Raw genomic sequence first — 14,025 nt, 5'->3', positions numbered from 1 at the left:
TTTACACTCATAGCATTATTTGTTGTTAAATAAGATTGCCAATAACCATAAGCTAATGGCATATAGCTGTGTAAATTAATTACGTAACGGTTTTCCGGTTTTCAACATGTGCTGAATTCTCTCTAACGTTTTTCTTTCGGTACACAGTGAAAGGAAAGCTTCTCTTTCTAAATCTAACAGGTACTGCTCGTTTACCAAAGTAGGTTCAGATAAATCGCCACCTGCCATTACATACGCAAGCTTATTCGCAATTTTCTTATCATGTTCACTGATATAATGGCTAGCCTCCATAGAATCTGTTCCAACTAGGAACATACCTAATGCTTGTTTTCCTAAGACTTTGATATCTGAACGTTTTACAGGTTGCGTATATCCTTGCTCCGCCATTAATTTTGCATATGCCTTAGCAGTTGCAATTTGCCTGTCCTTATTTACCACAACTATATCTTTGCCATGTTGTAGTATTCCTAGGTCGTAAGCTTCATATGCAGAAGTGGAAACCTTTGCCATACCAATAGTTAAAAAGTATTCTTGAAGAACATTTAATTCTACATCGTTCTTTTTAAAAGTGTCTTGTGCTCTAACGGCAAATTCTTTAGAGCCACCACCGCCAGGAATAACCCCAACACCAAACTCAACAAGTCCTATATAGGTTTCAGCTGCTGCTACTACCATGTCTGCATGTAAAGAAAGTTCGCAACCACCACCTAATGTCATACCATGAGGGGCGGATATTGTTGGAATAGCGGAATAGCGCATACGCATCATGGTGTCTTGGAACATTTTAATGGCCATATTCAGCTCATCATATTCCTGCTCTACCGCCATCATAAAAATCATACCAATATTGGCTCCAACAGAGAAGTTTGCAGCTTGGTTACCAACGACCAAACCTTGAAAATCCTTTTCGGCCATATCAATGGCTTTATTTAGTCCGGCTAAAACATCACCACCAATAGTATTCATTTTAGATTGGAACTCCACATTCAGGATTCCGTCTCCTAAGTCTTCAACAACAACACCGCTGTTTTTGAAAACTTCTTTGGATTTTCTAATATTATCAAGAATAATAAAGGAATCTTGTCCTGGTATTTTTTCTACGGATTTTTTAGGGATATCATAGTAATAGGTAGCCCCATCTTTAATGGCATAGAAAGAATTATTACCTGACGCTTTCATTTCATGTACCCAAGCAGCAGCTTCTAGACCTTCTGCTTTGATGAACTCCAATCCTTTGTCAACTCCAACGGCATCCCAAATTTGGAAAGGACCATGTTCCCAACCAAAACCAGCTTTCATTGCATCGTCAATCTTATAAAGCTCATCGGTAATTTCAGTAATTCTGTGTGATACATATGCAAATAATTGTCCAAAACTTTTTCTGTAAAATTCTCCTGCCTTGTCTTTTCCACCAACGAGTACAGCAAAACGATCAACAACTTTATCAATAGTTTTGGTCAACTCTAAAGTGCCGAATTTTGCGCTCTTTTTAGAGCGATACTCCATCGTATCCAAATCAAGGGTCAAAATTTCGGTCTTGCCCTTATCATCTTTAGACTTTTTATAGAATCCTTGTCCGGTTTTACTGCCCAGCCATTTATTCTCCATCATGGTGCTGATGAAATCAGGTAATTTAAACAGGTCGTGGCGCTCATCATCGGTACAGTTATCGTATATACCATTAGCAACATGAACAAGGGTGTCTAAGCCAACTACATCAACTGTTCTAAAGGTGGCCGATTTTGGTCTACCAATAACCGGACCTGTAAGTTTGTCTACTTCTTCAACAGTCATGTCCATTTCCTTAACCATATGGAAAAGGCTCTGGATGCTGAATATTCCTATTCTATTACCTATAAATGCAGGAGTATCCTTAGCAACAACTGAAGTTTTTCCTAAGAATTTTTCTCCGTAACCGTTTAAAAACTCTAATACCTCAGGCGAAGTTTTGGGACCTGGAATAATTTCAAAAAGCTTAAGGTAACGTGCTGGGTTAAAAAAGTGAGTGCCACAAAAGTGCTTTTGGAAATCTTCACTTCTACCTTCCGACATAAACTTGATCGGAATACCAGAAGTGTTGGAAGTAATTAGCGTACCAGGTGTACGGTACTTTTCTAAATTTTCAAATACTTGTTTTTTAATATCTAAACGTTCAACAACTACTTCAATGATCCAATCTACCTTAGAAACTTTTGCGATATCATCTTCTAAATTTCCAGTTGTAATACGATTTGCAAATTTCTGATGATAAATAGGAGATGGTTTTGATTTCAACGCTGCCGTCAAAGAATCGTTCACCATTCTATTGCGTACTACTTTGTCTTCTAATGTTAAGCCTTTGGCTTTTTCTTTATCATTTAGTTCACGAGGAACAATATCTAGCAATAAAACCTCTACGCCAATATTTGCAAAATGGCAGGCAATACCACTACCCATTATCCCTGAGCCAATTACTGCTACTTTTTTAATGTGCTTGTTCATGTACTTTATGCTGTATTAATTGATAAGTTGAATTAAAATAATTTTTTGTCTGCGATAAGCTTGTTTATGGCTTCGGTAACTTCAAAAAAATGGGCAAGCTTTTCATCGGTAACTTCATCTTTAACTACTTCATTAAATCTAATGACCGTGTTTTTTGAATCGTTTCTTTTTTCCAATCCAAATTCTGTCAAATAAATAAGAACACCCCTACCATCTTTAGGATTTGGTTTTCTTATAATTAGACCTTTTTGCTCCATACTCTTTAAAATTCTGGAGAGACTGGTAGCTTCCATTCCCATTTTTGGTCCTAGGGAAGTTGAAGGTGTACCTGCTTTTGGGTCAATGCTCAATAAAGTAAAGCCAACAGCCATAGTAGAATCAAATTTCTTTGCTTCCTCATTATACATTCTTGCTACAGCTTGCCATGTAGCTCTCAACGCATAATCTATCGTTACTTCTTTCATACTCCTTTAGTTGGTTCCCAAATATAATAAAATTTATTATGCATGCATAATAAATTTTATTATATTTTATTTAATTGGGCGTTACCAAAGTTATTTAAGCTAGTATAATTTAACTGTTGCTATATAGTTAGTTAAAGTTGTGCGTATTCTTATCAGGTATGCGGGCTAATAAATTAAAAGCAAGACACCCAACTAAATATTAAATGATGATTCAGTTGGGTGTCATTGTTATAATGTAAAATGGTTTCTTATCTGTTAATGCTCATAAATATCATTATACAGAGAAATGTATTTTTCCTTTATAACTTTTCTCTTCAACTTCATGGTTGGGGTTAAATGTCCACCGTCAATACTCCAAATATCCGGGGTAAGTCTAAACTGTTTTACCTTTTCCCATTTTGCGAACTTTTCGTTGGACTCGTCAATTTCTTGCTGATACCTTGCTAATACTTGCTCGTTCTTAATAATATCTGAATTCGTCTTAATATCAATTTTGTGTATTACCGCCCATTCTTTTAAAAATTCAAAATCTGGCTGAATAAGTGCAGCCGGCATTTTTTCGCCTTCGCCTACTACCATTATCTGCTCAATGAATCTAGACTGCTTAAATCGGTTCTCCAATAATTGCGGTGCTACATATTTACCTCCAGAGGTTTTGAACATTTCCTTTTTACGATCGGTTATTTTTAGGAACCCCTCGCTATCAAGCTCACCTATATCACCGGTTAAGAAATAGCCATCAACAATAACCTCTTTGGTTTTTTCAGGGTCTTTGTAATACCCCATCATTACCTGAGGACCTTTTATGCAAATTTCACCGTCTGCTGCAATCTTTACTTCTGTACGGTCTATAGGTTTACCAACAGTTCCAATTTTAAAGCCACCATCACGCATATCGTTCACTGAAATCACGGGAGAAGTTTCAGATAAACCATAGCCCTCCATTAATCCAAATTCGGCAGCGTTGAAAATTCGAGATAATCTTGGTTGTAGGGCTGCGCTACCCGAGGCGATCAAACTAAGATTGCCTCCCAGTCCTTCTTTCCATTTACTAAAAATTAGTTTTCTGGCTATTGAAAGTTGTGTTTCATACCACCAACCATTTTTACCGTATGGTTCATATTTTAATCCGAGCTCCACGGCCCAGAAGAACAATTTCTTTTTTATGCCGCTAAGTTCTGTACCCTTGGCATAAATTTTATCATATACTTTTTCTAAAAGTCGTGGTACCGCTGTCATAACATGCGGACTGGTTTCTTTTAGATTGTCACTTATTTTATCCAATGATTCAGCATAATAAATGGTTACGCCTCTAAATTGGTATAGGTAAATTAACATGCGCTCGTAAACATGGCACAGAGGTAAAAAGCTTAACGCCTTGGTTTCACCATCAACAATAGGAAAACGTTTAGAGCTTTCAATGGCATTACTAACCAAATTGTTGTGTGAAAGCATAACACCTTTAGGCCTTCCTGTAGTACCGGAAGTATAAATTAACGTTGCCAAATCATCTGGAGAAACCTCATCTTTTAGTCTATCGACTTCCTTTTGATTAGTGGTGTCTTCGCCTAGTTCCAATACTTTTTCCCAACTTTCACAATCCGATAGGTCATCAAATGAATAGATGTTTTTTAAACTAGGTACCTGATTTTTGATCGCTGCTACTTTTTCATGTACTTCACCACAGGAAACAAAACAATATTTTGCCTCAGAATGGTTTAGCACATAGGCATAATCTTCTTCAGATATAGTGGGGTACACCGGTACGTTCTGTGCACCAAGTTGAAGAATGCCAATATCCATAATATTCCATTCGGTTCTATTGGTAAGTGAAATAACGGCGATTTTATCGTTAGGCTGCACGCCTAATCGCAACAACCCACGACTAATGGCATTTGCTTTGTTGATATACTCTTGCGTAGATGTACTAATCCACTTTCCATTTTTTTTTGACACCAAGGCCTTATCTAAGGCATGCTTTTCTAGCTGATAATATGGGAAGTCAAAAAGACGGGTAACTTTTTGCATACTTAATTTCTAATAAGAATTGCAAAATAGTGAAAGAACTCCATATTTTAAAATTGTATTATTAAATAAATCAGCTTCTCATTACAATATTCTTAATTCTAGCCTTTTATGTAGAAATATATCGATTTTAACCATTTGTCTACAATAAATTGTATTTGAGCGTGTTATGTAATCAACCTAACTTTTTGTAGGAATTTTCCTTATCAAATATAGTTAAGTTTGTTTCAATAAATGTTACCCAAATCGTAGAAAACATGAAAAAAAACTACATAACAGCTTATTTTTTCAAATTTGCAACCGTCTTCGCGTTATTAATAGGAGGGAAGGCTAAGGCGCAATCAGAACCTTTCAATTGTGATTACAATGCCTATTTATTTCAATATAATGATATTTATGCATTGGACCTAGCTTCAGGTAGTTCTTATTTAGTTGCTGAAAATATTACTCCCGGTAATGTAAATGGAGTAGGTTATAACCCGACGGATGGTTATTTATGGGGCTATTTAAAAACACCTTCAAGCACTATTGTAAGGATAGGTAAAGATTATTCTGTTGATCAATATACCATTCCGGAATTACCTACTGGAAATAAATATGTAGGTGATATTTCGCCCGATGGTATTTACTACTTTAAGGCAGGTGGCTCTTCATATTATAAAGTCGATATTAATCCAGATTCAGATACATATCTACAATATTTAGGTGCTTTTGAACTAAGTCAGAGTTTAAATATTGCAGACTGGGCTTTTAATGCTGCCGATGGTATGTTGTATACTGTAGAGGGAAGTACAAGATTGTTATATAAAATAGACCCTGCTACAGGTACGGTCTATAACTTGGGAGCCGTTCCAATTCTTGATGGTTTAAAGTATACTTTTGGCGCCGTTTATTTTGATGTGGATGGTAATTTCTACATTTCTGCCAACCAAACCGGTTCTGTTTATAAAATTGATAATGTTCAAGATATTACCTTAGGTATTATAAAGTCTAACATATTTGCATTTGGTCCTGCAGCTTCTAGTAATGACGGTGCACGTTGCCCTACGGCACCTGTGCCTCAAGAAGATTGTTTAAATGGTATTGATGACGATGGTGATGGTCTTGTGGATTGCGATGACCCATCTTGTTCAGGTGTTGCTTCCTGTCCTGTGATAGTTACTACCTCTAGTGCAAATAAGGGAGGGTTGGAAAGCAATGATAGATTGGCGAACTTAATCAGCAAAAGAAATTTTAACCGAGCTAAATCCAACTATATCTTTGATAAAACCAAAGCAAAAAAGTTGGTTAAAAGTGCGCTGTACGGATTAAGTTCTAAGAACGACGTAAATAACATTCCTTTAAATTCCCTTGTTCCTTTGGGTGTAGTAGGAGAAACCAGTACCATTGAATCTTCACCAAGTGATTTGTTGGATTTGACCAATGCATCGGATATTTATTCCGTAGATTATTTAAATGGTTCAACAAACTTAGGTTCTTTAATGGTGATCAAAACAGATAACACCGTTTATGAGCACAGTAAATTTATTTGTGACCGTTTTCTAGGAGCACAATTGCTATCGGTAAGTAATATTCAATTAAGGGAAAAAGATTTTATAAAGTCTATTATTAAGCAGCCAGATGGTAGTTTGGAATTCGCCTTGACATTTTCTGCCAGAGTAAACGCGGAAGGTAACTTTACAATAGAATCGCATTGGAATATTGATGCTTATACCAGTAATACCGCTTACTATAATTTTCAAATCTGGTCTAATTCAGTAGATGACCTATTGTTGTTGGCAGACGAGATTCTTGATTTGTTGGAAGCCAATTCAGAAATATCCGGATATACCGGGTCTACACCACCGCCTGTTTTTGTAAAATCGGCCAGTTATAAGAATGGAGAAGTATTGTTGAATATCGTAAACAATAATAATTCTGAAAGCATTGACCTTGAAGGCGGTTTAAAACTTACGGAAACCAGTGTTACTGAAGTTTTGGGCGTATCTGCGGAAATAGATGGGTATTTAGATTCTGTTGCCTTAAAAACAGGTACTTTATTTGATCTAGGTTTTAGAATTAGTTCTGGATCAGGTGCAACGCCAGATGATTTATTTGTGGCAGATGCTCCATGGGGCTTAGATGATTCTGCAGATGCCACTACGGTATCTACCTATGAGGTGTTGCCGGCAGAAGGGCCATATGTTGGTGATGGTTACCCTATAGAACGTAATATTAAATTATCAGTTACAACAAGTAATTACGTTGGAGTGTACAGGGCTCTGAATCCAAGGTTTACGGCGGTAGATTTAAGTGATTATTCTAAAATTAGTTTTGAAGCAAAGGGTACTGCCAATATGGATGTGCAATTGATAAAAGGTGACGGTACCATCTATAAGACCAACGTTGGTTTAGAGAATGAACTTAAAGTGTACACCTTGTCTGAAACTGATTTTAAGAATGATGCAGGTGAAGAAACTGATTTTTCAGATATAAAAGTGTTGTCCTTTAATTTGGTTGCAGAGAATGGTTATGCTGAAGAAAAATCTTTAGAGTTGCAAAATGTTGATTTCCACAATAGAAAGCCAGGTCAAGAATTTGTAGACACAGATTTAAATAAATCGGTAGTGTATCCTAATCCTATGATCGAAAGTGCCAGCCTTTATTTTTATGAGGAAAATGCAGATACTTATGAGTTGGATATATATTCCTTAAGTGGTAAGCTTATTGGCAGCCATCATATGGAAGGTGAAAGTATTGCCGGGCAAAATGAAATTATTGTAGAAAGAAAAGATTTGGGCCCAGGCCTGTACCTATACAAACTTCAAAACTCCAAAGAAAAAACTTGGAGCGGAAGGTTATTGGTGAGATAATATGTTTTGGTTGTAAAAAAAAGCTGTGTACCCATTTATTGGTAGTACACAGCTTTTGTGGTTTTAAAAGGTTGTAATTATTTCTGATTTATGATCCATTCCTTGGCATTTACAAAAGCGCTAACCCAAGGTGAAACTTCATCATTTCTGTCTTCAGGGTAATGTGCCCAGTTCCAAGGGAAAATAGAACGTTCTATATGTGGCATGGTCACAAGGTGTCTACCGGTTTTATCACAAAGCATTGCTGTGTTAAAATCACTACCATTAGGGTTTGCCGGGTAACCTTCATAACCGTATTTAGCAACGATATCATAATTGTCCTCTGAGAGTGGTAAAGAGAATTTACCTTCGCCATGAGAAATCCATACCCCAAGTTTACTGCCTTCTAATGATGAAAGCATAACGGAGTTGTTCTTTTGTATTTCTACTGATGTAAAATTGCTCTCATGTTTGTGAGAATCATTGTACGTCATTTTGCCATGTGTTTCATGCTCCGGATTAATTAGGTCCAATTCCATGAACAATTGACATCCATTACAAATTCCAACGGATAAGGTGTCTGGTCTAGCAAAGAAGTTCTTTATAACCGTATTTGCCTTTTCGTTGTATTTAATGGCGCCTGCCCATCCTTTTGCGCTACCTAAAACGTCTGAGTTAGAGAAACCGCCAACGGCTCCTAAGAACTGAATATCCTCTAGATTTTCACGACCAGAGATAAGGTCGGTCATGTGAACATCTTTAACTTCAAAACCAGCTAAATACATGGCGTTTGCCATTTCACGTTCAGAGTTACTTCCTTTTTCACGCAGAATAGCTGCTTTTGGTCTACTTTCGCCAGTGTTAAGCGCACGGCTAGGAAGGGTTAATTGAGTTGAAGTGGGAAAAGTATATTGTAACGGTTGTACTTTATAATTTTCAAATCTATCTTTTGCCAAACCGTTTGCGGTTTGCTGATTGTCCAATAGATAAGATGTTTTAAACCATGTATCGCGTAGAGTCTCAACGTTAAGCCCCATTTCCATCCCGTTATTTTTAATGGTAAGAACAGCTTCATTAGAAACGGTTCCTAGTTTAACGGCATCTATAGCATTCGATTCAAAAACAGATTCAATACTGTCATCTTCTGCTTGCAACACAATACCTGCATTTTCTGAGAACAAAACTTTTATAGTATCGGTCTCACCCAAAGCGGTAAGGTCAAGGTTTGCTCCTAAATTGGTATCTGCAAAGCACAGTTCAAGAAAGGTGGTGATCAATCCGCCAGAGGCAACATCATGCCCAGCAACAATTTTATCATCTTTAATTAAAGATTGAACCGTATTGAACACAGTTTTAAAGTAAGCGGAGTCTGTAATTGTAGGCGTTTCGTTACCAATACTATTTCGGGTTTGTGAGAATGAAGATCCACCTAATTTAAAAGCATCTTTAGAAAGGTTGATGTAGTAGATAGATCCAGCATCTTTTTGTAATACCGGTTCTATTACTTTGGTAATATCATTACAATTTCCGGCAGCGGAAATGACAACGGTACCTGGGGAAATGACATCACCATCCTTATATTTTTGTTTCATGGACAGCGAATCCTTTCCGGTAGGTACATTAATACCTAGTTCAATAGCAAAATCAGAAACCGCTTGTACAGCCTTATATAAACGGGCATCTTCCCCTTCATTTTTACATGGCCACATCCAATTGGCAGATAAAGAAACAGAAGCCAATCCGTCTTTTAAAGGAGCCCAAATAAGATTGGTCAAAGATTCCGCAATACTATTTTTACTACCTGCAGACGGGTCAATAAGTGCAGAAATGGGGGAGTGGCCAATACTGGTTGCTATCCCTTCTTTACCTTTAAAATCCAAAGCCATTACACCACAATTGTTCAAGGGTAATTGTAATGGACCTACACATTGCTGTTTTGCTACACGGCCACCTACACAACGGTCAACCTTGTTCGTTAGCCAATCTTTGCTGGCAACGGCTTCTAGTTGTAGAACGTCGTCAAGGTAATCATGAAAAAACTCTAATGAATAATTGGCATTGGCGTAATTGCGTTCAACCGTATGATCTGTCATTACGGTTTTAGGGGAGCTACCGAACATATCCGATAATTCCAAATCCATAGGCTTGGCACCATTGGTGTTCGACTCAAAAGTAAAACGGTCATCACCGGTTACATCACCTACTTCATACATTGGTGAGCGCTCGCGATCCGCAATACGTTTTAGTAAATCGATATCTTTTTTACCGATGACAAGACCCATACGTTCTTGAGATTCGTTACCAATAATTTCTTTGGCAGATAGGGTAGGATCGCCCACTGGTAATTTATCCAAATCTATTTTTCCACCTGTTTCCTCAACAAGTTCAGAAAGACAGTTAAGGTGGCCACCAGCTCCGTGATCATGAATGGAGACAATGGTATTTTCATCGCTTTCTACCATGCCACGAATAGCATTTGCTGCTCTTTTCTGCATTTCTGGGTTAGAACGTTGAACGGCGTTCAATTCTATGGCAGAACTAAATTCTCCCGTATCTGCACTAGATACTGCAGCACCGCCCATACCAATACGGTAGTTGTCACCACCTAGAATTACAATTTTATTACCGGTTTCAGGCTCAGCTTTAATAGCTTGTTCCACTTTGCCATAACCAATACCACCGGCTTGCATTATTACTTTATCAAAGCCTAATCTTCGTTTACTTGTTGAAGTGGATGTGTTATTTTCTTCGGATGAATCAAAAGGAGTGGAATTTTCATCATACTCAAAAGTGAGCACCGAACCGGAAATTAATGGCTGACCAAATTTATTTCCAAAATCGGATGCTCCGTTAGAGGCTTTTATTAATATGTCCATTGGGGTTTGGTACAGCCAATCTCTTTCTGTCATGCCTTGCTCCCAAGTACGATTTTTTTCTAGTCGGCTGTATGCGGTCATGTATACTGCAGTACCTGCTAATGGCAATGAACCTTTACCACCGGCCAATCTATCCCTAATTTCGCCACCGGCACCCGTTGCGGCACCATTAAATGGCTCTACCGTGGTAGGGAAGTTATGTGTTTCCGCTTTCAGGGAAATAACGGAGTCGTATTCTTTTTCTTGGTAAAAATCGGGTTTATCTGCACTTTTAGGGGCAAATTGTACCACTTTAGGTCCCTTAACGAATGCCACGTTGTCCTTGTATGCCGAAACGATATCGTTAGGAAATTCCTGTGATGTCTTCTTAATTAATTTGAATAAGGAAGTAGGCATCTCTTGACCATCAATAACAAAAGTACCGTTGAAAATTTTGTGTCTACAGTGTTCAGAGTTCACTTGGCTAAAACCGAATACTTCAGAATCGGTTAATTTTCTACCTAGTTTTTTACTAAGATTGTCTAAGTAAGCAACTTCTTCATCATTAAGAGCCAATCCTTCCTGTTGGTTAAAGGCGCTAATGTCCTCTATGTTCAATATAGGTTTTGGCTCAACATTTATAGTAAAGATTTCTTGGTCAAGTACCTTATATTTTTGAGAAATCATAGGGTCAAACCCTATAAAGTCTTCCTTTACACTATTGAATTCCTCAATGCGAATAATACCACCAATACCCATATTTTGGGTAATTTCAGTAGCATTGGTACTCCAAGGAGTAATCATAGCGGCTCTAGGACCAACAAAAAAGGCGTCTAGAGACGCCGCATTTATTTTAGGTTGGTTGCCAAACAACCATATCAATTTATTTGTTTCTTCTGATGAAAGCTCCTTAGCGGCCTGTACCGCAAAAACCTTGTTCGTAGGTTCCCCAAAAAAGTGAATCATTTTCGTGTGTCTGGTATTGATTTTTAAAGTACAAAATTAAGGTTTTACCCGCTACTATTTACGGGAATTTAAAACACTTTTAAACACTGATTGTTAATGAAAATAATGAGATATTGTTTTATCTTTATCCATCAAAATAAAACACCTATTCAAGTATTACTTTTAAGTCTAAAATTTAGATTAACGTTTTTAAATATATTTAAGTTTGATTTTTAGACTCATGTAGAATATTCTGATTTAGCATTGTATTAAGTAGAAGTTATAGTAAAAAGCATGGCAAAAGAAAATATAGAAACGAAGGCTCTTGAATATTGTATGGATATGTTAGGTGGAAAGTGGAAGCCTATTATTCTTTATCATGTTTCTAAAGGAACCAATCGTTTTAATAAACTTTTTAATGAAATTGAGGGTATAAATAGACAAATGCTAAGTAAGCAATTAAAATCATTGGAAAGGTCTGGTATTCTTGATCGTACGCTATACGGAGAAATTCCTCCTCGTGTAGAGTATACATTAACGCCTTTGGGAAAATCACTTTTGCCTGTAGTTCAAGCAATGACCAAATGGGGGCAAAAACAAATAAAAGAGAAAGTTGAGGTGGTTGAAGTACCACAAAATCAACAACTACCCCTTTTTTAGCAAATTTTACACTACTTTCTGATAACATCATTTCAATTGGGGTAAAATTCCTATTTCTTCAAAATAAGGTAAATAAGTTTTCAATTAGATAAAAATAAAGGCTAGTGCATTTTGTGCCAATGAATTTGTGTACCTTTTAGTAACTAATTCAAACTAAAATGAAACAAAAAACTACCTTATGTACATTTATGTGCTGTTTGTTTACTTTAATGGGGACATATGCACAAAAGAAAAGATTTAATAAACAGATTGAAAAGTTAAAATCTGAAGCCGCGGTCTTAGTGGAGGAGAACAAAAAATTATCGCAAGTTATGGTCGATAAAATTTTTAGTTTTTCTGAGCTCGGGTTTCAAGAAGTTGAATCTTCTAAATATTTAACGGGAATACTCGCTGAGAACGGATTTGAAATTGAGCATTCCATTTCAGGTATACCTACGGCTTGGTTTGCAACGTGGAGCAATGGAGACGGACCGGTAATTGCTTTGGGCAGTGATGTAGATTGTATACCAAAAGCGTCTCAATATCCTGGTGTGGCATATCATAAACCTATTGTAGAAGGGGCTCCTGGGCATGGGGAAGGTCACAATTCTGGAATACCCATGAATATTTCATCTGCCCTGGCGGTCAAGAAAATTATGGAGCGTGAAAATATTGGCGGAACATTATTGGTATGGCCGGGAATTGCAGAGGAATTGGTCGCCGCTAAAGCATGGTACGTAAGAGACGGTCTTTTTGATGATATTGATATGTGCATTTTTACCCATGTGGGTAACAACCTAGGAGTTTCTTACGGTCCTACTAGAGGTACGGGTTTAATTTCTGTTGAATATAGTTTTGATGGGGAAGCAGCACATTCAGCCGGTTCACCATGGAGAGGGAAAAGTGCTTTAGATGCTGCGGAGCTTATGAACATTGCCTGGAATTATAAGAGAGAGCATTTGCATCCGCTAAAACGTTCTCACTCTATATTTACAGATTCGGGAGATCAGCCAAACGTTGTACCATCAAAAGCTTCTATATGGTTTTATTTTAGGGATATTAAGTATGAAGGAATCATGGAAATGTATGCTATGGCCAATGATATGGCCAAGGGTGCGGCGTTGATGACAGGTACGACCATGACGTCTAAAGTGTTGGGTACGGCATGGCCAAGGCATTATAATAAGGTGATTGCCGAAACCATGTACGATAATATAAAAGAAGTTGGTCTGCCGCAATGGTCTGCAGCTGACCAAAAATTGGCTAAAGCGGTGCAGACAGAAGTGAACTCTGAAAAAATAGAGGGATTGCCCACTAAATTGGATGATTTAGGGTTGCCGGTTGTAGATCCAATAAGCGGAGGTTCTGATGATATTGGGGATATCTCATGGAAAGTACCAACGGTAACTTTAAGGTATCCTTCAAATATACCCGGATTGCAGGGTCATCATTGGAGTAATGCTATTGCCATGGCTACGCCAATTGCACATAAGGGAGTGGTTGCTGGAGCCAAGGTAGAGGCTATGACCATTATCGACTTTTTACTGAAGCCGAAACTTATGAAAGGCGCATGGGATTATTTTAATAATGAACAGCAAAAAGAAACCAAATATCAGCCGATGATATCAGAAAGTGATATGCCGCCTATTTACTTAAATAAAGACAAGCAAGATAAATTTAGACCGGCTTTGGAAAAATATTATTACGACGAAACCAAATACGATACATATTTGGAACAACTAGGTGTTGAATACCCAACGTTAAAGGAATAGGTTGTCAAATGTC

At 37.4% G+C, this 14,025-nt stretch carries 7 protein-coding genes; 3 read left to right on the top strand and 4 right to left on the bottom strand.

The window, feature by feature from the left end; all coding sequences use genetic code 11:
• Positions 1-75: 75 nt before the first annotated feature.
• The 3 genes from YQ22_RS00515 to YQ22_RS00505 form a co-directional block, all read right to left on the bottom strand.
• Positions 76-2,481, bottom strand: coding sequence for a 3-hydroxyacyl-CoA dehydrogenase/enoyl-CoA hydratase family protein (locus YQ22_RS00515; RefSeq protein ID WP_071339631.1), 2,406 nt, complete (start codon positions 2,479-2,481; stop codon positions 76-78).
• Between the two features lie 32 nt (positions 2,482-2,513).
• Positions 2,514-2,945, bottom strand: a complete 432-nt coding sequence (locus YQ22_RS00510) for a MarR family winged helix-turn-helix transcriptional regulator (protein ID WP_071339630.1) — start codon at positions 2,943-2,945, stop codon at positions 2,514-2,516.
• A gap of 255 nt (positions 2,946-3,200) precedes the next feature.
• Entirely contained in the window at positions 3,201-4,973 is a 1,773-nt protein-coding gene (locus YQ22_RS00505) for an AMP-dependent synthetase/ligase (protein WP_071339629.1), read from the bottom strand.
• A gap of 254 nt (positions 4,974-5,227) precedes the next feature.
• On the opposite strand from YQ22_RS00505, the gene YQ22_RS00500 reads away from it, so the two are divergent.
• A complete protein-coding gene (locus YQ22_RS00500; RefSeq protein ID WP_071339628.1) occupies positions 5,228-7,822 on the top strand; it encodes a DUF6923 family protein in 2,595 nt (864 codons plus the stop codon).
• A gap of 77 nt (positions 7,823-7,899) precedes the next feature.
• Here the strand turns inward: YQ22_RS00500 and purL are convergent, their stop codons facing one another.
• Positions 7,900-11,622, bottom strand: a complete 3,723-nt coding sequence (gene purL, locus YQ22_RS00495) for a phosphoribosylformylglycinamidine synthase (protein WP_071339627.1) — start codon at positions 11,620-11,622, stop codon at positions 7,900-7,902.
• Positions 11,623-11,895: 273 nt separating this feature from the next.
• Here purL and YQ22_RS00490 point away from each other — a divergent pair, with 273 nt between their 5' ends.
• On the top strand, positions 11,896-12,261 hold the full coding sequence (locus YQ22_RS00490; protein WP_071339626.1) for a winged helix-turn-helix transcriptional regulator: 366 nt from the start codon (positions 11,896-11,898) through the stop codon (positions 12,259-12,261).
• Positions 12,262-12,419: 158 nt separating this feature from the next.
• Complete coding sequence (locus YQ22_RS00485) at positions 12,420-14,012, top strand: amidohydrolase (RefSeq protein ID WP_071339625.1); 1,593 nt, start codon at positions 12,420-12,422, stop codon at positions 14,010-14,012.
• Positions 14,013-14,025 lie beyond the last annotated feature (13 nt).

The organism is Maribacter sp. 1_2014MBL_MicDiv (assembly GCF_001865655.1).
Classification (GTDB): Bacteria; Bacteroidota; Bacteroidia; order Flavobacteriales; family Flavobacteriaceae; genus Maribacter; species Maribacter dokdonensis.
The sequence above is the reverse complement of the archived record's forward strand: the minus strand, read 5'-3'. Positions and strand labels throughout refer to the sequence as shown.